This window comes from Bartonella sp. TT67HLJMS (assembly GCF_042193375.1).
Taxonomy (GTDB): domain Bacteria; phylum Pseudomonadota; class Alphaproteobacteria; order Rhizobiales; family Rhizobiaceae; genus Bartonella; species Bartonella grahamii.
In genome coordinates this window covers 157,443-181,927 of sequence record NZ_JBHILP010000003.1, presented here as the reverse complement: position 1 = coordinate 181,927, position 24,485 = coordinate 157,443, and the positions used below count along the sequence as shown (strand labels likewise).

The 24,485-nt window shown below is 41.9% G+C and carries 24 protein-coding genes, 2 tRNA genes and 2 pseudogenes; 23 read left to right on the top strand and 5 right to left on the bottom strand.

Annotated features, from left to right (window positions below):
* Positions 1 to 44: 44 nt before the first annotated feature.
* Positions 45 to 530, bottom strand: a complete 486-nt coding sequence (locus ACFIJQ_RS03080; protein ID WP_375628481.1) for a hypothetical protein — start codon at positions 528 to 530, stop codon at positions 45 to 47.
* Between the two features lie 308 nt (positions 531 to 838).
* Here ACFIJQ_RS03080 and ACFIJQ_RS03075 point away from each other — a divergent pair, with 308 nt between their 5' ends.
* The 22 genes and pseudogenes from ACFIJQ_RS03075 to ACFIJQ_RS02970 all read left to right on the top strand — a co-directional run bounded on the left by ACFIJQ_RS03075 (position 839) and on the right by ACFIJQ_RS02970 (position 21,985).
* Positions 839 to 1,153, top strand: coding sequence for a hypothetical protein (locus ACFIJQ_RS03075; RefSeq protein ID WP_375628479.1), 315 nt, complete (start codon positions 839 to 841; stop codon positions 1,151 to 1,153).
* Positions 1,134 to 1,223 (top strand): annotated as a pseudogene (locus ACFIJQ_RS03070) (terminase); the annotation flags it as partial. The gene ACFIJQ_RS03075 and the pseudogene ACFIJQ_RS03070, both read left to right, overlap by 20 nt.
* 50 nt (positions 1,224 to 1,273) lie before the next feature.
* Positions 1,274 to 1,897: an IS607 family transposase gene (locus tag ACFIJQ_RS03065; RefSeq protein ID WP_375628477.1), complete on the top strand. Its 624-nt coding sequence runs from the start codon at positions 1,274 to 1,276 to the stop codon at positions 1,895 to 1,897.
* Entirely contained in the window at positions 1,894 to 3,090 is a 1,197-nt protein-coding gene (locus tag ACFIJQ_RS03060; RefSeq protein ID WP_375628475.1) for an RNA-guided endonuclease InsQ/TnpB family protein, read from the top strand. The genes ACFIJQ_RS03065 and ACFIJQ_RS03060 overlap by 4 nt, the downstream gene beginning before the upstream one ends.
* A 28-nt stretch (positions 3,091 to 3,118) precedes the next feature.
* A pseudogene (locus tag ACFIJQ_RS03055) lies at positions 3,119 to 4,354 on the top strand (phage terminase large subunit); the annotation flags it as partial.
* Positions 4,339 to 6,393, top strand: coding sequence for a portal protein (locus ACFIJQ_RS03050; protein WP_375628473.1), 2,055 nt, complete (start codon positions 4,339 to 4,341; stop codon positions 6,391 to 6,393). The pseudogene ACFIJQ_RS03055 and the gene ACFIJQ_RS03050, both read left to right, overlap by 16 nt.
* An 11-nt stretch (positions 6,394 to 6,404) precedes the next feature.
* Positions 6,405 to 7,316, top strand: a complete 912-nt coding sequence (locus tag ACFIJQ_RS03045) for a hypothetical protein (RefSeq protein ID WP_375628472.1) — start codon at positions 6,405 to 6,407, stop codon at positions 7,314 to 7,316.
* A gap of 98 nt (positions 7,317 to 7,414) precedes the next feature.
* Entirely contained in the window at positions 7,415 to 8,557 is a 1,143-nt protein-coding gene (locus ACFIJQ_RS03040) for a N4-gp56 family major capsid protein (protein WP_375628470.1), read from the top strand.
* Between the two features lie 19 nt (positions 8,558 to 8,576).
* Positions 8,577 to 9,035: a hypothetical protein gene (locus tag ACFIJQ_RS03035; RefSeq protein ID WP_375628468.1), complete on the top strand. Its 459-nt coding sequence runs from the start codon at positions 8,577 to 8,579 to the stop codon at positions 9,033 to 9,035.
* A gap of 72 nt (positions 9,036 to 9,107) precedes the next feature.
* The gene (locus ACFIJQ_RS03030; RefSeq protein WP_375628466.1) at positions 9,108 to 9,806 is read left to right on the top strand and encodes a hypothetical protein; all 699 of its coding nucleotides are present in this window, start codon (positions 9,108 to 9,110) and stop codon (positions 9,804 to 9,806) included.
* Complete coding sequence (locus ACFIJQ_RS03025) at positions 9,806 to 11,263, top strand: hypothetical protein (RefSeq protein WP_375628465.1); 1,458 nt, start codon at positions 9,806 to 9,808, stop codon at positions 11,261 to 11,263. Before ACFIJQ_RS03030 ends, ACFIJQ_RS03025 begins: the two co-directional genes overlap by 1 nt.
* A gap of 41 nt (positions 11,264 to 11,304) precedes the next feature.
* On the top strand, positions 11,305 to 11,688 hold the full coding sequence (locus tag ACFIJQ_RS03020; RefSeq protein WP_041581411.1) for a hypothetical protein: 384 nt from the start codon (positions 11,305 to 11,307) through the stop codon (positions 11,686 to 11,688).
* Between the two features lies 1 nt (position 11,689).
* On the top strand, positions 11,690 to 12,745 hold the full coding sequence (locus ACFIJQ_RS03015) for a tail fiber domain-containing protein (protein ID WP_273788009.1): 1,056 nt from the start codon (positions 11,690 to 11,692) through the stop codon (positions 12,743 to 12,745).
* A complete protein-coding gene (locus ACFIJQ_RS03010; RefSeq protein WP_375628463.1) occupies positions 12,745 to 14,604 on the top strand; it encodes a hypothetical protein in 1,860 nt (619 codons plus the stop codon). Before ACFIJQ_RS03015 ends, ACFIJQ_RS03010 begins: the two co-directional genes overlap by 1 nt.
* Positions 14,597 to 16,801, top strand: a complete 2,205-nt coding sequence (locus ACFIJQ_RS03005) for a hypothetical protein (RefSeq protein ID WP_375628461.1) — start codon at positions 14,597 to 14,599, stop codon at positions 16,799 to 16,801. The genes ACFIJQ_RS03010 and ACFIJQ_RS03005 overlap by 8 nt, the downstream gene beginning before the upstream one ends.
* On the top strand, positions 16,801 to 17,793 hold the full coding sequence (locus tag ACFIJQ_RS03000) for a transglycosylase SLT domain-containing protein (protein ID WP_375628459.1): 993 nt from the start codon (positions 16,801 to 16,803) through the stop codon (positions 17,791 to 17,793). The genes ACFIJQ_RS03005 and ACFIJQ_RS03000 overlap by 1 nt, the downstream gene beginning before the upstream one ends.
* Positions 17,786 to 18,766 carry a phage tail protein gene (locus ACFIJQ_RS02995; RefSeq protein ID WP_375628458.1) on the top strand — a complete coding sequence of 327 codons (981 nt, stop codon included), beginning with the start codon at positions 17,786 to 17,788 and terminating at the stop codon, positions 18,764 to 18,766. Before ACFIJQ_RS03000 ends, ACFIJQ_RS02995 begins: the two co-directional genes overlap by 8 nt.
* 9 nt (positions 18,767 to 18,775) lie before the next feature.
* Positions 18,776 to 19,024, top strand: a complete 249-nt coding sequence (locus tag ACFIJQ_RS02990; RefSeq protein ID WP_375628457.1) for a hypothetical protein — start codon at positions 18,776 to 18,778, stop codon at positions 19,022 to 19,024.
* 22 nt (positions 19,025 to 19,046) lie between these two features.
* On the top strand, positions 19,047 to 20,732 hold the full coding sequence (locus ACFIJQ_RS02985; RefSeq protein ID WP_375628455.1) for a hypothetical protein: 1,686 nt from the start codon (positions 19,047 to 19,049) through the stop codon (positions 20,730 to 20,732).
* Positions 20,733 to 20,745: 13 nt separating this feature from the next.
* Positions 20,746 to 21,411 (top strand): lysozyme, encoded by a 666-nt coding sequence (locus ACFIJQ_RS02980; RefSeq protein WP_273788002.1) that lies wholly within the window; start codon positions 20,746 to 20,748, stop codon positions 21,409 to 21,411.
* Positions 21,408 to 21,635 carry a hypothetical protein gene (locus ACFIJQ_RS02975; protein WP_273788001.1) on the top strand — a complete coding sequence of 76 codons (228 nt, stop codon included), beginning with the start codon at positions 21,408 to 21,410 and terminating at the stop codon, positions 21,633 to 21,635. Before ACFIJQ_RS02980 ends, ACFIJQ_RS02975 begins: the two co-directional genes overlap by 4 nt.
* A gap of 131 nt (positions 21,636 to 21,766) precedes the next feature.
* The gene (locus ACFIJQ_RS02970; RefSeq protein WP_273787999.1) at positions 21,767 to 21,985 is read left to right on the top strand and encodes a hypothetical protein; all 219 of its coding nucleotides are present in this window, start codon (positions 21,767 to 21,769) and stop codon (positions 21,983 to 21,985) included.
* 61 nt (positions 21,986 to 22,046) lie between these two features.
* Here the strand turns inward: ACFIJQ_RS02970 and ACFIJQ_RS02965 are convergent, their stop codons facing one another.
* Complete coding sequence (locus ACFIJQ_RS02965; protein ID WP_273787998.1) at positions 22,047 to 22,328, bottom strand: type II toxin-antitoxin system YafQ family toxin; 282 nt, start codon at positions 22,326 to 22,328, stop codon at positions 22,047 to 22,049.
* Between the two features lie 7 nt (positions 22,329 to 22,335).
* On the bottom strand, positions 22,336 to 22,617 hold the full coding sequence (locus ACFIJQ_RS02960) for a type II toxin-antitoxin system RelB/DinJ family antitoxin (protein ID WP_015856349.1): 282 nt from the start codon (positions 22,615 to 22,617) through the stop codon (positions 22,336 to 22,338).
* Between the two features lie 190 nt (positions 22,618 to 22,807).
* On the opposite strand from ACFIJQ_RS02960, the gene ACFIJQ_RS02955 reads away from it, so the two are divergent.
* Positions 22,808 to 23,176 carry a helix-turn-helix domain-containing protein gene (locus ACFIJQ_RS02955; RefSeq protein ID WP_273787997.1) on the top strand — a complete coding sequence of 123 codons (369 nt, stop codon included), beginning with the start codon at positions 22,808 to 22,810 and terminating at the stop codon, positions 23,174 to 23,176.
* Positions 23,177 to 23,277: 101 nt separating this feature from the next.
* On the opposite strand, the gene ACFIJQ_RS02950 is transcribed toward ACFIJQ_RS02955, so the two are convergent.
* A tRNA-Ser gene (locus tag ACFIJQ_RS02950) sits at positions 23,278 to 23,367 on the bottom strand.
* A gap of 909 nt (positions 23,368 to 24,276) precedes the next feature.
* A tRNA-Val gene (locus ACFIJQ_RS02945) sits at positions 24,277 to 24,352 on the bottom strand.
* Between the last annotated feature and the right edge of the window lie 133 nt (positions 24,353 to 24,485).

The following is a 24,485-nucleotide window of genomic DNA, read 5'->3' as shown; positions in this document are numbered from 1 at the left end:
ATATATTAAAGATTAGGGAAAACGCTTAATAAATATTTTGATCGTTAGACAATTTTCCAAATAAATTTGATCAACGCTACCAGCGCTATAAGACAAATTAATATCAATGCTATAATCGCTACGATTCCTACAATTTCATCTAAATTTTCTATTATAGTAATAAAAATACCAATAAAAATTAACACTCCTAAAAATGCTATTCCTATTACAGGATAAAATACAAAAGCTGCTGCCATAGCTGTATAGCATCCTGTTTGGAATTGGAGGGACAAGAGCTCATAAAATGTGCTGTCAATATTTTCATCTTTTAAACTTAGCTTTTCTTCTCTTGCACATGCACTTAGTATCAAAAAATACGATACAAATGCTACAAATATTGGTACAATTAATTTATCTTGTTGTTGGTTGTCTAATCCGAAGGGATTAAAAGCAAGTATCATAAGACTAATTATAGTAAAGAACGGTAAAAACAAAATTAGTGTAAATGTCTTTTTAATTCTGCATAAATCTGCTTTTTTGAGAAATAACATTAATGCCCCCCGCTTTTTGCTAGTCAATAATTTAGTGCTTCCGTATAATTGATTCGTTGAGATGATACAATTGTGAGTGGTTGGTTGTTAAAGACACTAGATTTAGGTGAAAAAAATAAAAAATACACAATATAGTGATTTTTTTGTTGACAGGATATGAAAAATAGTGTTTTATGGCGTTGCTGTACTAGTCGAATTGCGTCTAGAATTACGGTAAAGGTATAACCTTTCTTATAAGTTTATCTGATTGTTCAGAGCCCTGCTTTTGCGGGGTTTTTTTATTGTCTTGTTTACAAAAAGAAACACACATGAAAACCACTGAAAAACTTGCAAAAAGAACGCCCCCAAAGGCAGGTCAAGGGCGGGTAAAAGGCGTGCCAAATAAAACGACACGTATTTTGAAAGAAGCAGTGCTTAAGGCAGCAGAGCGCGCTGGTAAGAAATATGGTGATGATGGTTTGATCTCTTATCTCGAAAAACAGGCAACCAAATGCCCCGCTGCTTATTTGGCATTGTTGGGGAAGATTTTGCCTCTTCAAGTTACAGGTGAAGATGGGGGAGCCATTAAGATGGTAACGCGTGTAGAAATCGCGCCTTTGGTCAATGACAACACGACAGATTAATATTGTTCCAAAGCTTATACCGATTTTTACAGGTAAGGCTTTGGTGCGAGCGGCTTGGGGAGGAAGAGGGCTTTAACAGCTTACTTGTAATCTATTTATATCTGTGTAATAATATACATTATGGATAGATTTATTGGGATAGGTAAGGCCGCTCAAGTTTTGGGTGTTTCGATTAGCACTTTGCGCCGTTGGGAAGGTGAAGGCAAAATTATTTCTGAGCATACGGCAGGAGGACACCGCCGTTATGACCTATCCAAGCTTAGGCCTGAGCTTTTTCATTCGGGAGAACTGTCACAAAGAAAAACCATTGCTTATGCGCGTGTATCGAGCCATGATCAAAAAGACGATTTAGAGCGACAAAAACAGGTTCTTGAGCTTTATTGCGCAAGCCAAGGTTGGACTTATGAACTCATCTCTGATTTAGGGTCAGGGATGAATTATCGTAAAAAGGGTCTTAAACGTTTATTGGATGCTCTCATTGAAAATGAGATAGGTCGTTTGGTGATTACGCATAAAGATCGTTTATTGCGCTTTGGTGCAGAATTGGTCTTCGCCATTTGTGAAGCCAAACAAGTTGAGGTTGTCATTCTCAATCAGGGGGAAGAAAGCAGTTTTGAAGAAGATTTAGCCAAAGATGTTTTAGAAATTATTACTGTCTTTAGTGCTCGTCTTTATGGAAGTCGTTCGAGAAAAAATCAAAGGTTATTAGAGAATGTTCGTCAAGCTGTAGAGGCATCGCAATGATTGTTGCTCACAAAATAGCTCTAGACTTAAACAATAAGCAACGAAGCTACATGGCTCGAGCCAGTGGTTGCGCGCGCTTTGCTTATAATTGGGCACTGAAGGAATGGCAGCAGCAATATGAAGCATGGAAGAAAGATAATAATTTACCAAAGCCTAATGACTATGCGCTACGTAGACAATTCAATTCTCTAAAACGAGAACAATTTCCATGGATGATGGAAGTTACTAAAAATGCTCCACAAATGGCAATTATTCAATTGGGTGTGGCTTTTAAGAATTTCTTTTCAGGGAGAAGCCGATATCCCAGTTTTAGAAAGAAAGGAGTGCACGATCGTTTTACTTTGACCAATGATCAAATACAGTTGCAAGGTTTCAAGATAAGAATTCCCAAACTTGGTTGGGTTCGTCTGCGAGAACAATTGCGATTTCAAGGAAAGATCTTGTCAGCAACCATTAGCCGTAAAGCGGATCGGTGGTTTGTAAGTCTTAGCGTTGAAACAGATAATCAAGAGTCACTGAGCGAGAACCAAGCTATTGTTGGTCTTGATTTGGGCATCAATGCACTTGCAACGCTTTCGACAGGAGAAACCATAGGAGGCGTTAAACCTTATAAGGCTTTGCTAAATCGTTTACGGCGCTTATCACGAAGGCTAAGCCGTAAGCAAAAAGGCTCGAGCAATCGTTATAAGGAGAAACAAAAACTCGCTAAGCTTCATGCACGGATAAGTAATATCAGAACAGATCATTTGCATAAGGTTACAACAGATTTAATTCAGCGTTTTGGTACATTTTGTCTCGAAGATCTTCATGTAAAAGGCTTGCTGAAAAATAAGCATTTATCGCGTGCCCTTGCAGATCAAAGTTTTTTCGAGTTTCGCCGTCAATTGGAATATAAGGCGGCACGTTATGGTCGACAGATTGTTATTGCAGATCGTTGGTATGCGAGCAGTAAGATCTGCCATCATTGCGGATGTAAGATTGAACAATTGCCTCTTAACATACGTGAGTGGAGATGTTCTCATTGTGGTACACACCATGATCGAGACATTAATGCCGCGATTAATTTAAAAAACTTGGCGGTGAGTTCCACCGTATCAGCCTGTGGAGAGGAAGGCTCTGGCCAATGTCCTGTGACTTTGGTGAAACCAGCCTCAAAGAAGCAGGAAATCAACAGTATATTTAATCAGAAATGATCACATTTACATAAGTTTGATAGAACGGTCTGGAAAGACAAGATCATTTGCCTTGATGGCTGCTTTAAAAGGCTATCAATTTGGTAGGGAAGGGATATCAGGCACTATACTTTGTGCACGGCAGTTTCAAAACTCGCTAGCAGAAAGTTCATTAGAGGAGATTAAACGCGCCATTGAAGCGCATGACTTTTTAAAGGACTATTACAAGGTTGGGGAGTCGTCGATTAAGTCGATAGATGGTCGTATAGCCTTTCAGTTTTCTGGTCTTGACCGCAATATAGCCAGTATCAAGTCTATGGGGCGTATTTTGCTTTGTTGGGTTGATGAGGCAGAGCCCGTTACAGAGACGGCTTGGCAAACGCTTATACCGACTTTGCGTGAAGAGGGAGAGGGGTGGAGAGCAGAGTTATGGGTGACATGGAACCCATTGCGAGAGAATGCCCCCGTTGAGAAGCGGTTTCGCTTTTCAGACAATGAGGCAATCAAGCGTGTGGAGATCAACTGGTCAGACAATCCGAAGTTTCCCAAGATCTTGAATGAAGCACGACTTGATGATCTGAGAAACCGTCCAGAGACCTATAAGCATATCTGGGAAGGGGATTATCTGAAAGCGGTTCAAGGTGCTTATTATCAAAAGGAAATGTTGGCAGCTGAGCAAGAGGGGCGGATAGGGCGTGTTGCTCGTGACCCCTTGATGCAAATACGTGCTTTTTGGGACATTGGGGGAACAGGAGCTAAGGCAGATGCCACAGCGATATGGATAGCGCAATTTGTTGGACGAGAGATCAGAGTGCTTAATTATTACGAAGCACAGGGACAGCCGTTATCAGAGCATATAGGCTGGTTGCGTCAAAATGGCTATGAGAAAGCATTGATGGTTTTGCCTCATGACGGTGCGACCAGAGACCGTGTGCACAATGTGAGTTTTGAGAGTGCTTTAAATGATGCGGGTTTTGAAACGCAAGTGATCCCTAATCAGGGGGCAGGGGCGGTTAAGATGCGAATAGAGGCGGTGCGGCGTATTTTGCCTTCTGTTTGGTTCAATGAAGAGATGACGGTCGCAGGGCGCAAAGCACTGAATTGGTATCACGAGAAATGGGATGAGAAGCGCGGCATTGGTTTGGGTGCAGAGCATGATTGGTCGAGCCATGGGGCGGATGCCTTTGGTTTAATGTGCATTGTCTATGAAGCACCCAGTGTCAAACCCAAGCAAGAGCGTTATTGCACTATGGAAAGAGAAGCGGCATCATGGATGGCATTCTAGATCAAGACTTTCAAAAAACAACAATCCTCGATGAATATGAAATCTATAAGCGTTTAAAGTCTTGGTACGCAGAAGATATTGAACATGTTAATGAATGGCGTGAACAGGCGCGTGAAGATTTTGATTTTTATAATGGTCGTCAATGGGCAGAGGAAGATCTTGCGGTTTTAAAAGAGCAACGCCGTCCTGTCATGACTTTTAACCGCATTGCACCCCTTGTGAATGCTATTGTTGGGGCGGAGCGTAATAATAAGCGCGAAGTACAGTTTCAACCACGGCAAATGGGAGCAGCAATACCCAATGAATTGCTTACTGGAGCAGCAGAATGGTTTCGTGATGAGGCGGAGGCGGAATATGCCGATTCCGATGCTTTTCAGGATATGGTTATTTGCGGTATGGGCTGGACAGATACGCGGCTTGATTATGATACAGATCCCGAAGGGATACCTGCTGTTCAACGTTTAGATCCTTTAAAAATGGTTTGGGATGCCAATGCTGTAAGACCAAATCTCATTGACGCACAGCGTATGTGGTATGTTGATCGCAAATCCGTTGAGGATGCGAAAAGTCTTTTTCCTGATGTTGCTGTTGAAGATCTTAACGCCGATTGGGCTATCGATAGTACAACCGCTTCTGAGGATTCTCATGTGTCGCTTGATGCGTATCATGATGACTCCAATGTGTCTTCTCTCTCAGAGCCGTGTTCTGGGAAACGCTATGTTACGCTGGTTGAATGCCGTTGGTTTGAATATGAGACCACTTACAAGGCGCCCGATATTCAAACCGGTCAGATGCGCAACTATAGCAAACAGGAGTTTGAACAGCTTCAAAGGGTAATGCCACAACTACAAGGGGTGTGTTTTAATAAAAAAGTGGTGAGACGCGCTTTTCTGGGACGACGCCTTTTAGCAAAGCCCGATAAGCCATTAGCACCTGATGAGCAGCTAGGTTGGGAATGTATCACGGGCACGCTGGATAAGCTTAAAAACCAGTTTTACGGGATTGTTCGCCCCGCAAAAGACCCACAAAAATGGTCGAATAAATATTTTAGCCAAGTGATGTATATCCTTAATAGCCAGTCTAAGGGCGGCTTGATGGCAGAACGAGACGCTTTCGATGATGATCGCCAAGCGTTAGAAAGCTGGGCGCGAACGGATACGATTACTTGGGTTAAAAATGGTGCGCTTACAGGAGGGAAAATTCAACCAAAGCCAAGTGCACAATTTCCCAATGGATTTTTCCAGCTGTTTAATGAATCGCGTGAAGCGATAACACATGTAACAGGGTTATCGGCAGAATTTATTGGAACACGGGAGGTCAACCAAGCCAATGTGTTGGAAAATACACGCCGGCAATCAACGCTTAATTTGCTTGCGGGGTTGTTTGATAATCTCAAGCTTTATCGGTGTAGGCAGGGAAAGATTATCCTTTATCTCATTCAGAATTATCTCTCTGATGGGCGTTTGGTACGTATTTCTGGACAAGAGAATGCCCAATATGTGCCGTTGACGCGTGAAGCTGTTACGACGCTTGAGTATGACATTATTGTTGATGATTCACCGACAAGCCCCAATGAAAAAGAGAAAACTTTTGCGGCAATTACGCAGATGTTGCCGTTGCTTGGTGGTTTCTTAACACCGGAGATGATTCCAGATCTTTTAAAGCTTTCCCCACTACCGGCAACATTGGTAGCAAATTTAACGGCAAAAGCACAGCAGGCACAACAAGAACAACAGCAACAACAGATGATGCAACAAAGCCAAGGGGCGCAATTAACTCCAGAGCAACAAGCAAAGATTGCTGTTTTACAGCAGGAAGCGCAAGCAAAGAGCACACTCTATCAACTTGATGCGCAGCAGAAACAAGCGGCATTGCAGCAGAAAAATATCGAACTTTTTTTAAAACAAGAACAAGCACGCATGCAGCTTGAGTTGCAACAGGCAAAAAATGAGATAGCGCAGCGTGATTTAGAACGCAAAGCTTTACAAGCACAGTTGGAACACTATCGAGTTTTGACAAAAAATATAATAGCACGTTGAAGGGACAGAATATGGAAGAAGAGTTTACGCCTGAAGAACAAGCAATCTATGATGAACATTTTGCCAGTGATAATGCTGTTGAGTTGGTCGAGCCAGAACAAGTTGAGGAAGTTTTTGATGCAGAGGAAAGTTCTGAACAGCCAGCTGTAGAACCACTTCAAGAGCAGCCAAATTCTGATGTAATAGAATCTGATAAACTAGAGCAGGAGCGGCAAGCACGCCAAAAGGCAGAACAAAGCGCCATTGAAGCGCGTGAATTGGCTATTGAACTTGCGCAAAAATATGCCGCAATGCAGGAAGAAATCACGCGCCGCCGTGAGGAAAATATTCCCTCCCTAGAAGACGACCCAAAAGCACATTTTGCATGGCTTAGTCATAAGGTACAAGAACAACAGAAATTGCTTGATGAGTTTTCTCATATGAGAGAGAGCCAAGAGCGCATGAGTCAAGAGGAATATGAACGCCAAAAGTTGGGGGATTATTTCGAGGAAGCCAAAGCGCAAGTACAAGATAAATATCCAGATTTAGACAGTATCACGGACTATCTCTATGAAAGAGCAGACAGTGTCTTACAAGCGCAAGCAAGCCTTTATCCGCAATGGAAAGACCCAGAGGCACGGCAACAACAAATTGGTGCTGAATTGCGCCAAATATGCCAGCAGTGTCAGAAAGCCGGTATAAATCCAATTGAGGTGCTGGTGCAAAAAGCGAAAGCTTTTGGCTATAGTGGAGCGCCAGTTAAGGACGAAGTGGGAGCCCTTCAAGAGCGCTCTCAAGCAGCGCGGACGCTTACAGCGCGCGGCGGGCAAGTTCCAACAGGCGGTATGGATGTGAGAACGCTTTTTTCCATGCCGGAAGCAGAATTTGCAGCATGGGTTGAGAAAAATCCCAAAAAATTTGAACAAATTATGAGCAGAGCATGAAGATGTGCGCAATGGCGCGACAGAGAGAACCAAGTGATTGTTATCGTTTGGGGGTGCCGCAAGGCGAGTTTTAAAAACCAAGAAAGGCATTAATTGAAATGGCAGTAACAGAAGTAAAGCTCAATGACCCATTAGCCGTTGGCGTTTGGGCTAAGATGCTAAACACAGAGACCTCAAAAGCGTTGCCTATTGCACCGCTGATGGGGGAGAGCAAAAACAGCATTATCCAAGTGTTGGATGTGCTAGGAAAATCCGCTGGTGACTCTGTGACGAGCGGATTAAGAGTCCAACTTATGGGGGATGGCGTTAGCGAGGGACAAACGCTGGAAGGCAATGAAGAAGCCCTCCAATTTATGAATGAAAAGGTGCGCATCAACGAGCTTACTCATGCTGTGCGCATCAAATATGAAGGCTCTATTGATCAACAACGTGTTCCCTTTAATTTGCGTAAGGAAGCAAAAGATGGGCTTGTTGATTGGTATGCAGATCGCTTAAGTTTGATGTTCTTCATTCAGGCAGCAGGTTATACAGCACCATGGATTCACTTCGAAGGACGCAGCATAACCCTTAAACCCGTACATTATGGTTTTAATGCTCCATTAGAGCCAAGCAAACTGCGTATTATTCGCCCAGCTAAGAAAAAGACTGATGAAGAACTTACAAAAGACGATGTTTTTACATTAGATCTTATAGATCGGGCTGTTGAACGCGCTAAACTTGCTAATCCACGTTTGCGCCCTGTTCGTGTTGAAGGAAAATCGGCATATGTGATGTATCTCCACCCAACACAGGTGACCCAATTGCGTACCAATACCCAGAGTGGTCAATGGTTAGACATTACCAAGGCAGCTTATGATGGCTCTGGAGCTAAGAACCCAATTTTTAATGGTTCTTTAGGGATGTATAACGGTGTCATTTTGCGTGAAGCTGAACATGTCCCCAATGGTATCAATTCAAAGACACAAGAGCCTGTAACATCTGTTCGCCGTGCTGTGTTGCTTGGTGCGCAAAGTGTTATCATGGCTTATGGGCGCGTTGGCAATGGAGCAACAGGAGGCGATGGGAAAGGGGGAACACGCTATAAACTTGTTGAAGAACTGTTTGATTATCAACGTGAATTTGGGGTTGCAGCTAAAACCATTATCGGCATGAAAAAATCACGCTACACCTTGCCTCATTCTGATCAAGGGGGACAGGATTTTGGTACCATTGTCATCCCTTCTTTTGCTGAAGCAAGCTAATTATTAAAGGATGACAATTATGGCAGAAAAATCGCTAATTACACAGGAACCTGTTGAAACCGTTGAGACCGTTGAGACTGTTGAAACCGTTGGCATGATAGATGAGGGATTGCCACCTGTTTTGCAGGGACGTAACAACTCTACGCAGCAGGTTAGTTTTTTACGGGCGCGTATTAAATGTACAGACCAAGGGTTGATAACGAAAATTGGCGTTCTACCCCGAGGGGCTTTTATCAAAAGTATTATAGCTTATACCATAGAGGATTTTGAAGATGTAACGGCTACATTTGGAAAAGAGCCTCATGGTAATGATTATGGAGAAACAAAGCTTAATCAATCTTACAATGGCAATGTGTACATACCCATGGAGGAACGAGATGTTCCATTAGAAGCTGAAAATACGATTTACATGACACGAGACAAGCAAAGCACCAAAGGTGATGCTGAGGTGATTGTTGAGTTTTACACCAATCGTTAAAGGCAAGGGGGCGTTTATTGCTTGCGTCCCCCTCCCATACAAGATGCCCCAAGACATTTGGAAGAGGGTGATATGACAATAATAGTACAGACAGGTGGTCCGATTGGAGACAAACAGACCATTGCTCCTTGGGATAAAAATTTTATCCAGATGTTAAACGATATTCAGGATGAAATAGATGATCAAACAGATGAGTATGTTGATCAAGTGCAAAGGGCGATATTTTCGGCTATTCGCTTTTGTGAACGATTGCCTTTTTATTTCAATGAAAGCCGTGAAGTTGTTTTTACCACTCTAAAGGGCAAAAGCCGTTATGGCGCAGAGGAAAATCCAGTTATTCCGGCTGCTGTTCGCATTGTTGATGCTTACGTTTATGAAGATAATCACAGCAAATCAAAGCTTTTGCATGGGGACGCGCTCTTCATTGAGAGCCTTGAGGATGACTCTCACCATGGCATGCCTACACGCTATGCTTATTTTGAACAAAAGCTTGTCTTGTATCCAACACCAGACCGAGTTTATTCTATCAGGCTTATTCTTGACCCTATAAGAATAAAAGATATTGAGAGTGCACAAGAAGCGTCCATATGGTTTTGTGAAGCCTATGAACTGATCAAAACGCGTGCAAAATATGAAATTTATACCAATATTATTAAAGAACCACAGATGGCAGCTGCAGCTTTTGCCATGTTCCAAGAACAGTTAGATGCATTGAGAATTGAGACTTCGCGGCGCAAAAATCTGTTCAAAATTCAACACACGGACTTCTGATGACGTTTATCCCCATTGCTGAATATAGACCAGACACCGCATTTATTAATAGCGGTTATTCTCATGAGATAGTGAATGTTTTGCCTGCACAAAATTCGTATATTCCGTTTCCTATGGTTGCACCGGTCTCAGATCCTTTTCCGGATGTGATTTTGGGGGTCTATGCGGTGCGCTCATTGGGTGGTGTGCGCATCATTGTGGGGGCACCAACAAAGCTTTATGAATATGACAACAGCACGCGCGGCTGGAAAGACATTAGCAAACCTCACACACAATATCACGCCAATGAGACTGCGCTTTGGTCTTTTGCTTCTTTTGGTGATCATATCATTGCTGTTAATAGCAATGACCCACCACAAATGCTTTCGTTAAAAACGGAGGAAAAGTTTTGTGATGTGGGCGGTAATCCCCCGCGTGCTGGACTTGTGCGTGTGTGGGGTGATTTTGTTTGCCTGATGCAATTAACAGATAAGCCAAACCGTGTTCAGTGGTCAGGTCTCAATGATGCAACACATTGGACGGTTGGGGAGAAAAGTTGCGATTATCAAGATTTTCCCGATGGAGAATATGTTCAAGGGTCTACGGAATCAACAAATCCACTTATTTTTATGCGTTCCGCCATTTATCACGCAACCTTCGTACCAGGCTCTAGAATTATCTTCAGTTTTGCAAAAATAAAAGACAAAATAGGGGCGAAAAGCAGTACAGCAATTGCAAGCCGTGGAGACTGTACTTTCTTTGCATCTGATGATGGTTTTTATCAAATCAACAGTGCTGGTGAAATGCTCCCTATTGGCTTTGGAAAAGTCGATAAAACTATCTTCACACTTTACAATAACTTTGCCATTGATGAGATGAGGGCATGTATTGATCCGGTCTATTCTCGTGTTTATTTTTCTATCAATGATAACACCGAAGGGATGCATATTTATGTTTATGATTGGCTCTTACAAATATGGAGTGTCATTAAGGGGCAGAACCTTCTCTTATTTCCCCTTTTTGCAGCCGGTTATACATTAGAAGGCTTAGACGAAGTACAAGAGAGCTTGAAAGATTTACCAGCTTCTCTTGATAGTAAAATGTGGCAAAATGGTGCGCCTGTTTTGGGAGCCTTTACGCCAGACAACACATTTGGTTTTTTTGTAGGTCCTCCGATGGAAGCAGTTATTGCTTCACAAATTGTGGGGGATACGGGCAGGCAAATCAACCTGATGAGTGAGGCTTTTGTTCAAGCGGATACAACAAAAGGTTTTTTAAGTGTTGGGGCGGCTTTTATCATTGATAACAAGAACCAATTAAATTGGGCTAAAGAGCGTTATGCCGGCTATAATATTGGGATGTATAATATCCGCTCACGGGCGCGTTATCACGCTTTGCGTCTGAGAATACCAGAAGGCACGCCATGGACGCATATAACAGGCTTTGATGTAACGCTCAAACCCGCGGGCATAAGATGAGTTTTAAGATCTATAATACAGAAAAATGGAGCGCTGAACAAATGGCGCCCTATTTTGAGAATGTCATAAAATCGATAGCTTACTTTAATCAAAAATTCCCTGATGATTATAATACAGAGACCATTTTAAACGATATTTTGAAGGGAGAAAAAGTTCTTTGGATTATCGTTGATGCGCATGAAAACTTTATGGCGCATGTCACAACACAGTTACAGGAACTCGTCACTGGAGCATTAAGGGCGGTTATTGTCACGCTTGGTGGAAAGGGAGGAGCGCCCTTAACAAAGCTTATCACTCAGATTGAAGCCTATTACAAGAAAAAAGGGGCAAAAGAGCTTGTCATCATAGGCAGGCGAGGGTGGGAAAAATCTCTTAAATCGCATGGATATTTCGTTAATCTTTTAGAATATAGAAAGCAGCTTTAATATGGGAAAAAGTTCTAAACCAATCCAGAATACCCAAAACACGACGCAAACAAATGAACCCCCTGCATGGGCAAAAGGTATTTTTGAACACGCAGCTCAAGATGCCATGACTTTTTATAACCAAGGCAGCGGAAAAGCCGTTTATGACGGGCAGCGAGTTGCGGGTTTAAGTGATCAAACAAAGAATGCGATTAATGGGCTTAGCAATAATACGCATAACTATGATAACAATTATTTAAATGGATTAGCCACAGGGCAAAATTCAACAAGCCAAAACTTAAAGAACATGGCTTCAGGGCAACAAATAGGCAATAACCCTTACTTTGATGAAGCGCTTCAAAACACATTAAATAAGGCAACAAGCTCTATTAATAGTTCATTGGCAGGTGCGGGGCGTTATGGTTCTGGGGCGCATACTGGGGTTTTGGCTAATGAATTGGGGGGCATAGCAACACAAGCTCTATCACAGCAATATAACCAAGATGTCAACAATATGATGAATGCCAATGGTCTCATTGACCAAGCAAACCAAAATCAGTTGGCGGGCGCCAATAACTTCTTTCAAGGTCAAGGTCAGGCAAATCTTAATGCGTTGACGGGAGGGAGTGTACTTGATGCCAATCATCAACGGCAATTGGATGAAGAGCGGCAAAAATGGGAGCAGCAGAACAATCTTGATTGGGACCAGTTAAGTAAGTTGCTCGCAGCTGGTGGGGCTGTTGCTGGAAATTATGGAACGCGCACAGGACAAATGACGACATTGACTCCACAGCCAAAACCTAATCCGTGGGAGATTGTTGGAAATGTTGGAACTATCCTTGGTACTTTTGCTGGGCTTAGCGACATCAGAGCGAAAGAAAATATCGTGCAAGTTGGGCAGCGAGATGGACACAAACTCTATGAGTATAATTACAAGGGCTATCCAGAGCGCTATCGCGGTGTAATGGCGCAAGATGTTTTGAAGTCAAAACCTGAAGCTGTTTTCTTGCATAAGGCGACAGGCTTTTTGCATGTGGATTATGGCAAGCTTGGCTTTGAGATGGAAAGGGTGCAGTGATGGAACAAGAAAACACAAATTCTCTTTTAAAGTTGTTTGATCCAAAATTTTTGCGTCCCTTGATGTATCAGGTCATACCTCAATTGCCAAAGCATTTGTTCGAACAGCTTTCTACGCCTCCAAGCACGCCGTTGGAAGGGCGATACAAGCCAAGTTTTTTAGAACGTGCTGCTTTTAGCACAAACCCTTTTGATGCGAGAAATGGGGATAATACTCCACAAAAATTGAGTCCTACAGAGCTTATTCGTGGTTCTCAAGCAGGAGGAGGAGAAGTTGGGAAAAAAACGCCAGCAGAATTGATTATGTCTACGGATGATTTAAAGCGCCAAATGCCTCCATTACCGGATGTTTCAAAGGATACTGTTAAGATACAAGAGGCGCCAGAGCAACAAAAGCATGACGTCTCAGAGCAGGGAGGTGTTGCATCAATGATTCCTCAATCTCCACTTGTTGCGAACATTGATCAGTCTAGTGGGGATGAAGCTGGGCGACAGCAGAAAAATGTGATGGATTATATTGCTCAACTTAATGAGAAATCTATAGCGGAAAACTCTTTGAAAAACGATTCTGGAAATGATGAGGAAAAGCTTTTTGATGCACCTATAGGAGAAGAAAAACATTTGAATGCACACTTACCAGAAGAGGAGCATTTAAAAGCAAGTGCTAAGCCCGAACAGGCAACCGATTATGTAAACGCAGTTGGAAACTTTATTCATAAAGATGCAAATCCAAGTAGTTTATGGGAGCGTTTTAGAAAATCAGAATTTTCCGAGCATTTAATGGATTTTTTTGCAGGGCTTGCGTTAGGAAAGACACCACAAGAAAGTTTTTCAAATGCATCTATCCTTATGCGGCAGGGCAACAAGGAACGCGCACAACATAAACAAACTTTGCAATTTTTACGCTCTAAAGGGTATAGCGATGAAGATGCGCAAGCACTCACGCAATATCCAGATCTTGCCATGAAAATCATAGGCAACACGTTAAGCCCTCAAGAAGGCTATAGAACATTGACATCAGAAGAAAAGGCAGAGCAGGGATTGCCTGAGGATATGACTTTCCAAGTCTCAACAAGCACAGGGAAAATTATACCTGTCCAAGGAGGACAGCGTTCCACTACTTCTGGATTAGGGGGGAATACCGATGGCATGCTGTCAAAGCCTGAATCAGGTTATATGTATGTTAAGGATGAAAATGCACTTGGTGGCATACGTGCGGTGCCAATTGCAGGCAGTGGTTCAGAACATAAATTAATTCAAGAACAGAAGGAGGAGGAGCGTAAAAACCAACAAATGCAAATGCGAATTCTGGAAACAGCAGACAGGTCAAATCGTATACTCTCAGCATCTAAAGAATTGCTAAAAACTATTGAGGAACACCCGCATGTTGTTGGTTTCACTGGTCCTATAATGTCGTTCCTTCCTAATTCTAAGGCAAAAGATTTTGGGCATATGCTTGATTCATTGAAGGCAAGTATCGGGCTTGATGCCTTGAGAAAAGCAAAAGCATTTTCACCAAATGGCGCATCTGGCTTTGGGAATTTGTCTAATATGGAATTGCAAGCATTGCAAAACTCTGTAGCGGCGTTGTATCAAGATCTTTCTGCAGAGCAAATGAAGAAATCTTTAAAAACAGTTATTGACACTTTCAATAAATCCAATGCAGCAACGCGCGCAATTCTTTTTGGTGGTGCAGAAGCAACAAACGAGCTCGTTCGAGCCGCCTATGGGCAAGATGCTTATAAGGGAAATCATGCACAGTCAAATGATCCACTAGAAAAACAGATAGAAGCATTGCCGGAAGGCATGTTGTTCGTTGATAGAGATGGACGCATTAAGGAGAAACAAACCAATGGCTGAAGTAATCCCTCCTCTTATTAATCGTAAAAACACAAGAGTCATTGGGCATATAAGTGACTATACACCAGAACAGCTTCAAGAGCTTTTCGCGAAGAATAAGGAAAGGCTAAGTGGTTCTGTTACAGGAAATAATGGTGCAACAGAAGAAGATAGTCCACATCCGAGTGCAGCGGGTGCTTTTGGATGGGGTGCTCTTCATGGGTTAACCATGGGGTATGATGATGAAATAGCTGGAATATTAGAAGCAGGACCTTGGGATTATTGGATGGGAGATAAAGAGGCAGTCAAAAAATATAATGAAGTAACAAAGCGATGGCGTGACTATCAAAGAGCGGCGAACCGAGATCATTTTTATCTATCTCTTGCGGGGAATTTAACGGGTGCTGCGGCACCCGTAATTGCTTCTGCCCTCTTTCCACCCGCGGCAGGGGCTCCTGCTGCTGCTCGTGCGGCAATTGGGGCTGATGTTGTGCTGGGAGGTAGAGCTGGTGTTGCAGGAGCACAAATAACCAGTAAAGCTTTAGCAGCAGGAGAAAGGGCGGTGCAATCTGCTTTAGCAGAGGGTGCGGAACGGGCAGCGGCAAAAGCTGCAGGTGAAGCAGCAATGAAAGCAGTAGCAAGTAAAGAGGCGGCAAAATTTAGCTTGGGGCGTGCAGCAAAAACTGGAGCCATTTATGGTGGAATAGCAGGCAGTGGTGAAGGGGAAGGGCTTGCAGATACTCTAGTGTCTGATGGGGTTGGTGCAGGGCTAGGCGTTGCAACACCATTTGTTGCCAGTGGCGTATCAAAAGTGACACCTTTTGTGACAAAATCACTTAAAGCAGCATTGAGAGGACCTATAAGCCCAGCTGAAATGGCAGCAAAAGCAGCGCTAATGCCAGAAAAAGAAGCATTTCAGATAAGCGATAGAGCGCTTAGGGATGTAAGCCAAACTTTAGGGGATGAAGGTGTTGATAAGCTTGAAAGGGCATTAAAACAGCGAGGTCCTGATTCAATGATTATTGATCTTCATGATGGGCTTGCTAAAAGAGCTTTTAAGGCAGCAAAAAAAGACCATGATACATATTCGCTCATAAGTAATCGTTTGAATGAAAGGCAAGATGCGAGTGCACTGCGGGTAAAGGATGCGTTGACAGATGTGATGGGTCCAAAAGTAGATACGCTTAATTTAAAGCAAGAGATTATCAAACAAGCACAGAAAAAAGCTGAACCATTTTATGAGAGGGCGAAAGCTTCTCCTATTTCTAATGCTGTCAGTAAAGATTTATCGCGGTTGCAAGAAACCCCCGCATTTCAAAAAGCATACAAAAAAGCAATTGCACAAATGCCAAATGAAGCGGATGCAACAGTTATAGGGAGCAATGGATATCCAAAACTGAATATGCGGATTTTACATAAGATGAAAGAGGTTTTGGATGATCAAATTAATTCTGCTCGTATCAAAGGAAAACAAGGATATGCGCGAGATTTGACTCTGTTCAAACAACGCATTCTGGACGTTTTAGATACGTCATCTCCAGATTATGCTAAAGCACGGAAAATTTATTATGACGAGCGTACTATTGGTGATGCTTTGGAGCAAGGAAAAAAAGCACTGAATAAGAGTGTTGATCTTGATACAATCAACAGACAACTTTCAGATTTGGGGTTGATGGAAAAAGAGGCTTTTCAAAAAGGTGTACGGTCACAAATAGAAACTGCGGCAGGCAATGCACAGAATTTTGAACACAGTCTTTTGAGTTTGTTTGACACGCAAAATGGTCAAGAAAAGTTGCAGCGTATTTTTGGTGAGGATAAAGCCAAGCAACTTATGAAAGTGTTGCAACCAGAAGTGGAAAGAACAAAGCTTTTTGCACGATTGCCAAACCATATAGGTGAAGTGGAAGAGAGGGGGGCACAACAGACTATGGGTATAGGAAAGATTGCTTTCATCAAGGCAGTTGTAAAAAATTTCTTAGGGAAATTTGGACGCAAACTCTCAAGCGTCCATAAAGATACTGAGAGAGATATTGCAGCGCTTATAACAGCGCGGGAAAAAGGAGATTTTGGATTAGCAAGAGAAAAAGCCGTTGAATTAATTAAGAAGTTTCATGAAGCAGAAAAGAAACGCTTAATAACACGAGAAAATTATACGAAATTCATTAATTTTGTTGGCATTATTTTGAATAGCAGCGTTGATAGAACGGTTATAAACTAATGATCAATTTTCATCCTAATGTGAAGCGTGCTATCTCACAGGCAGCACAAAAATATGGTTTGCCAGAAAGCTTTCTTGAACGTGTTGCTATGATAGAAAGTAACGGTAATCCAAATGCAAGAAATAAGAACAGCAGTGCAGGGGGGCTGTATCAATTTTTAGATTCAACAGCAAAACACTATCAACTGAATGACAAGTTTGATCCCTTTCAAGCAACCGATGCTATGGCACGGTTAACGAAGGATAATACGCGTTATTTAGCAACAGCATTAGGCAGAGAGCCATCAGAGGCAGAGCTTTACCTCGCACACCAACAAGGACCAGCAGGGGCAGTAAAGCTTATCAAAAATCCACATATTCCAGCAAGCCAGCTTTTAGGTCGACAGGCAGTCACACTCAACGGTGGCAACATGGAAGCTACAGCAGGGGATTTTATGAATCATATTTATGGGCTTTACAATAAAACGGGAGATGCTTTGAAGAGAACGATACAGCAAAACCAAAGCAATGGACAAGCAGCACCAAACGAGGTGGGTCCTTTGCGTGGGGTTGAGAGGCTTCAAAAGACACTTCAAGGTAATCAAGTGGCTCAAGGTGATCAAGGGGGCAACCAATTAATGACATATGACACGCCATTCCCAAACAGAATGATGGCACCTGAAAGCAGAGACAATTTAACAGGACAGGTTATGGAAACCACACCATTGCAAGCACAAGGTATTGATGCAGGTGCTCTTAAAAAGGGCTTTTCCGGTTTGCTTCATTTAATGAGAGAGAATGGAGAAAGACAAAAACAGCAGGCACAGATGGTACAACAACAAATGTTGCAGCAACCAGTCATGGCGGGTTTCTCACAATCGACTGGGCGCCCGACAGATTTAACAGCTCTTATTGATCCCTCTAGGCGGCAATCTGTTGGTTCCTATGGGCGGCAAAAAGAAGAGCAATTGCGCGAAGAGCTATTAAGAAGAACGGGGGCTTATCATGTCTGATATTTATGACTGGTCACTCACAGCTGATCAAAATGCCAATTCCGATAGTATCATTAATTGGGCAGAAGGGCAGCCGCCTAGTTCTGTTAATGATAGTGCGCGGGTCATGATGCAGCGTATACGTGAATATCTTGCCGATAATGGTGGTTCTCTTGACTCAAAGTTTATTGTGAATGGAAAGGAACAAACAACATCAATTACGTTGACGACGGTGTCGCCGATAGCAAAATATAAAAACGATATCATTATCCGCTTTAAGGCGCGTGGTATAAATATTGGTACGACAACAATAAACATGAATAATATAGGAGCAAAGCCACTCTATAAAGCCACCAGCACGGGAATAGTACCATTGACAGGTGGTGAGTTACAAATGGGTGGTATTTATGAAATAGTCTATAATGATGGCATATCAACAAAAGGTCTTGATGGCTGGTATCTTTTAAACCCTACCCCCATTCCACCACCGAAGGTCGAAACCTTTCCTTCAGGGTTTATTGCGACCTTTGCTATGCAAGAAGTCCCAAACGGCTGGCTTTTATGTGATGGCGCTACTTATGAACGCAAGGATTATCCGCAATTATTCAAGGCGATAGGGGATAAATGGGGAAAAAACAGCGATACAACCTTTAAAGTTCCAGACTTTAGAGGAATGTTTTTGCGCGGCTTTGATAATGGTCGCGGTTTAGACAGAAGTAGAAAATTTGCTGATATACAGCAAGATTGCCTTAAATCGCACACACATGCTTGTAGCGTTGAATCGGCGGGGCAGCACGCACACAATTTTCAGTATGCTGGAGTTGGATGGAGCGCCAATGATATTGGCAGAAGGAACCCCAGTTATCACTATCAAACCCTTACAGGGATAACAGAACCTGCTGGAATGCACACGCACAAGATAACACTTTCTTCAACGGGCGAGGCAGAAACGCGCCCTGTTAATGCTACGGTTGTTTATGCCATAAAATCATAAGGTTTTCAGATGATCAATAATCCGTCTGCTATTGATGATATTGCGGACGCGGAGCAAATCCGCGTCCTTTTTTATGCAAGCAATAGAATGGTTCATGCGCCATTGAATAAGGTACTTGATCTTGTCAAAAGCGACATACAGCATGATCTTTTAAGCGCTTTGGCACAGTATCAAGAAGCAACAGATAAACGCATAGAGATCATGCAAAAACTTATTGATGAATTACAGTCTCTCATCTCCCACAACCTCAAAAAATAGACTTACTAAGGAATAAAACGCGATGCCATTACCCTATCATACGCACATATTTAAGCTTGAACCAGCAACAAAGAAAGAAGTTAAAGAAGGTGTTTTAGATAGTAAGGCTCTTGCACCCGTTTCAGTGGGGAGTGCAGCAGCTTATGAGGTAGAATATTTTGCAACTGCTGCTCAAGGAAAAAAGGCTGATGATGCTGTTGCAAAGAGAGATATTGGAGCTCTTGCTTACAAAGATAAGGTCACAATCAACGATATTGAAGCAAGTGGTGAAGCGCATGAGAATGCGATTTTATCAGGCGCTGGCTGGGTAAAAATATCGCCTTTAGGGATTGGCGATATGAAGGCTGCTACATATGACCCCGACAATGTGGGGGCAAATGCATTTTCTATGGAAAATATGCACGAGGGTCCTACCAAAAAGATCTTAACCACAGAGGAAAGATCAAAGCTACGATGGTTGAGTTCTACGCAGCCAACGATGGAAAAATGGCGGAGGGGAGATGAAGGTGTTTATTATCCCATATCTCCAGTAGATCTCAAAAATACCATTCGTTATTTTGTAGGCTCAAAGTCTGTTGGTATGTCAAAATCAGTTTATGATCCAGATAAAATAGAAAAAGATGCCTTTGATATGGAGAATATGAAAGAGGGGAATACGCATCTTATTTTAACCCCTCAAGAACGTGCACAGGTTGCAAAAATTGATAAAATTGAAGATGTGGCACAGCACGCACAAGAAAGTGCACAACAAGGGCTTTATGCAGCAAGTGAGGCAAGGAGTATAGGGAGTGCTGCATTCAATACAGCGGATTTTGCACAAACAATAGCTGAGTCCGCACAAAAAACAGGAGACAGGGCACAAGCTGTGGCAAGTGTCGCACAAGAAACAGCGGATAGTGTACAGAAAAAAGTTGATCTCATTCAACCTCTTGCAAAAAAAGACTGGATTGATGGCACAAAGACAGTGGATGCACTTATCTCACCAGCCAAACTGATGGCTTCAATCAAAGCAAATAGTAGCAATAGCAGCGGCGCTGGTAGCGGCAACAATGGTGGCGGGGTTAGAAAACCTGTTGAAATTCTGATGACAGAAAGCGGAGATATTCCATTGCCTGATGGTATTACTGCTGACACCGATATCGAAGTATGGGCTTGGGGCGGTGGAGGTGGTGGCGTTAAAGATGGCGGCGGCGGCGGCGGTCAATGCGTGCATGTTAAAATGAAAGGTTCTGATTTAGATAAATTAAAAACAGCTTACATTGGTCGTGGTGGTAAAGGCAATGACAGTAACATTTTATGCAATGGTGGTAAAACAATTATCAAAGGGCTTGTTACAGCAGAAGGAGGATATTCCGTCTCCATGATTTATGTTAACTTTGGAGGGAAAGGCGGGGATGGAGGAGGAAACAGGGGGGGCACCAGTGGTGAGAGCTTTATTTTTTCTGGTGGTAATGGTGGAGGGAGTGGAAGTGACGGCAAGAGAGCTGGTACCGGTGGAAGTTCTTTTCTTGGCGGCGGCGGCGGCGGTGGCGGTAAATGTAAGGGTTCTATCATGGGGCAGGGTGGTGAGAGTTACAAAGGTGGTAGAGGTGGTCGTGGCGGCAATGGAGCTGGCGGCGGCGGGGGATATTTCGATGGGAAATCCGGAGGCGACAAAATTGGCGGCGACGGTGGTGACGGAGCAGTACTCATAAAGGTATATTTATAAGGTGAATTGAACAATGGCACGAAAAATAAGTAAAGACTGTTTATACTGTTTAAAAAAGTGGGAAGGTTTGCGCTTGCAGGCTTATCAAGATACTTCTGGCATATGGACGATTGGTTATGGTCATACGAAAAAAGCCGGTAAACCAAAAGTTGTTGAGGGTATGGTGATTACGGAAAAAAAAGCCGAAACCATGCTTTTAGCAGATTTGCAGCAATATGAGAGAGCGGTAGAAAAAGCAGTTTGTGTGAATTTAAGCGACGAGCAGTTCGGCGCTCTTGTTTCCTTTTGTTATAATGTAGGTATTGCAGCTTTCCAAAACTCTACATTGCTTAAAAGGCTTAATCGGGGGGATTATGAAGCAGTACCAACCGAATTGCAGAAATGGACCAAAGCAGGAGGCAAACGTTTACAAGGTCTCGTACACCGGCGTGTAGCAGAGGCAGGGCTATGGGCGAAAGGGGCTTATGTTTCTTCTAATTATCAAACAGTAGAAACGAAACAACCAACAGGGTTTCTCAAAGCAGAAGCATTGGCACCGATTATTGGTTCTTTCTCAGGTCTTGGTGGGTTTTTAGCGGGCAATGGACCAATCCAATGGGCTTTAGCCGCCATTATGGTTTTAGCGGCATGTACTGGCATTTTCTTTGTTGCTAAACGCTTTCAGGAGCACCGCCTATGATCTTATGGATGAAAAGAAACTTGATGGTAACAGGTGCGGCTTTAGCCGCTTTTTTTATTGCCTTAGCAAAAGCTTTTACTCTTGGGAAAAAAGTAGAGCAACAAAAGCAAACAGAAAAAGCTTTAAAAGCAGCCACAACACGGCTTGAGGTGGAAAGTGAAGTTAATCAAAAAAGTGATGCTGATGTGCGTGCTGCTCTCTCTCACTGGTTGCGCGACAAATAAATATGTTTCTTCTTGTGTTGGTTGGTTACCTATTTATTTAAGCCGGCAAGATCTGAACACCATTAGCTCAAACTTAGCAAGAGAGATCTTAAAGCATAACGAGCAGGGTCAACGCTTGTGTGGGTGGAAACATGGCTAGAAAAAAAACACAAGACGATATAGAGCTTACAGAAGCAGAAAAAGAAATGCTTCAAGAAATGATACTTACCTACCAAAGTGTGAAAATGATGTCTCGCTTTATGAAATGGATAGCGTTTTTTATCTTTTTGTTGATCCTTGATTTTGCACGCCTCATGGATGCGCTAGATAATGTCATTGCACATTTAAAGCAGTGGTTTTCAAAGAACTGAACAACTGTCATAAAAGAAAAAATTTCGTAAAATTCTTTATTACTATGAATTGGAGATCCAATTATAAACGCAGTTCAGAATGGGAACCAAGTCGTAAAAGCTCTAGTGTTTTGGCATCTGGCTTTCGATAGATCAAAACTAAATCCGGCTTTATGTGACAATCACGACAATTGCGCCACTGACCTGTTAGTGCATGATCTCTCCAATGCGCCTTTAGCGGTTCATTCTCCGCTAACGCTTTGACCACAAGCAGCAAATCCTCCTCTAGTGCATTAGCATATTTACCTTTGCTTTCACGTTTAAGGTCACGGCGGAATGAACGCGTATAGACAATTTCCCGCATAGCAAGCTTAGGTTTGCTTTTCAGATTTACGTGCTTCGGTTCTATCTGAGCGTATCATGGTCCTTAAGCCGTCTAATGATGTACGTTCGACGCGTCCCATTTCGGCATCCTCGATAGCTTGTAATGTTTCCGGATTTGGTTGGAATAGATCAAGTGGTAATGCTCTATCTCTAGCAATGCGGGTCATAAACATGCGCACTGCATCCGATATAGTTAAACCCGTAGACTTAATAACTGCACTTGCAATTTCTTGAACTTCATCAGGTATGCGGGCTTGAATTTTTCCCATTACTAAACCTCCTACTTAATTGTACTACAATGTACTACATTTCAAACCTATGTCAAGAGATTTATCCGTCATGCTATACAACCTTGTGTATTAAGGAGGGTAGGAAGTCAATTTTTAAAAGGAGCTAACCAAAACCTGAGAATTTCTGCTAGAATCACGAGAGAGCTTCTTTTTTAATAGGATTTTTTAGATGCCAACACCATTTGGTAAAACCTTACGCAAACTTCGCATTGATCATTCAGAACGCCTTTTAGATATGGCTAAAAAATTAGATATATCTGTAGCATTTTTATCATCTGTAGAAATTGGCAAAAGATCTGTTCCTGTAGGATTAGAGGAAAAGATAATTGAACTCTACACTTTAGATCAAGAGGTAGCAGAAATTTTGAGAAGAGAATCGGATGCTTGTCGTAAAAGCTTCACTATAAAGCCTTCTAATCCGTTGAGTCGTGAAATTGTTGGCATGTTTGTTAGAAATTTACATAATCTTTCACAACAGGATTTAGCAGAATTTAAAAAATTATTAGAGAAAGTTAGCAAACAAGCATGCGCTTCGTAGAAGCATGTTCGAGAATCCTATTCCCGAACCTTTATTTACGAATCCCGCACCTTGAAAAAACACACATGAAATCAATAAGCTATAGCACCATAAAAGTGCTGTGGCGGAGGGGGTGGGATTCGAACCCACGGTACAGTCTCCTGCACGCCGGTTTTCAAGACCGGTGCCTTAAACCGCTCGGCCACCCCTCCAAACTGGATATGCTTTCTGACAAATTTCTTGCAAAAGGTCAATCATTTTAATACGTATTTTAAAGCGTTCTTTGTAAAATTATTTAAATTTCAATTAAAATAATTCTTCATAAGTTAATTCTTTGAGTGTGTTATCTAACAGTTTTATTTTTAAACATGATCGTTTTTTCTGAAAAAATGAAAAGTAAATATGATATTTATCATTTCTTTTTTCTGTTTAAAAATTTTTTACAAAGCAATATTTTTTAAGTTTTAACGACCGATATTCGTAATAATAAGAAATGTTCAGTTGAAAATATTTGATAAATTATATTAAATTCTTTGCGGGCGTGTATTTTTGAATTATTTTATCTTTCCAGATATTTATTCTATTCAAATCGTTCATATCTGCGAAAAAAAATGTTATTGTTTTGACAGTTTATGAGAGATAAATTTGTAAGAATGACATAATATATTCAAGGAAAGTTTTTATTGAGTTTAAATAAGCATAATTCGATAAGAAAGCTCTTTAAAAGATTTTAATTTTCTAAATAAAAATATTTAGATATTTAGTGCGTCTAAAGGGCGGCTTGGAGGGAATGGCTGGTTTGCACTATTTGAAAAAATTTTTATGTAAGATTTGCATCGATAGTTTAAAATCTCTTCCAGATATGACTGGAAATTAGGTATATTTATAATGCTTTTTTTGTGGGAGAAGCAAAAAGTTAGTTGGAATAGAAGAAAAGATTATTGAACAATACGCTTAGATCAATAGATAGCTTGCTAAGGTATTGCATAGTTTTTCAAGAATAGAACTTAAAAACGCTAAATTATGCAGAGGCAGAAAGCATAAACTTTAACAGACAAGCTTTTAAAAGCCGATTCATTCATAAGTATGTGTAAAATAAAAAACTTATTTACAAAATAAAATGGTGGGCGATGAGAGACTCGAACTCCCGACATCCTCGGTGTAAACGAGGCGCTCTACCAGCTGAGCTAATCGCCCAATGCAATGATTGGCAATTGAATGGGAACTCTTTAAGGAAAAATTTTTCTAAACGCAAGAATAAAGATGGTATTTGATAATTTTTTTTAAAAATGCATAATCCTTCTTGACATAAACGCATGAACCCCTTACA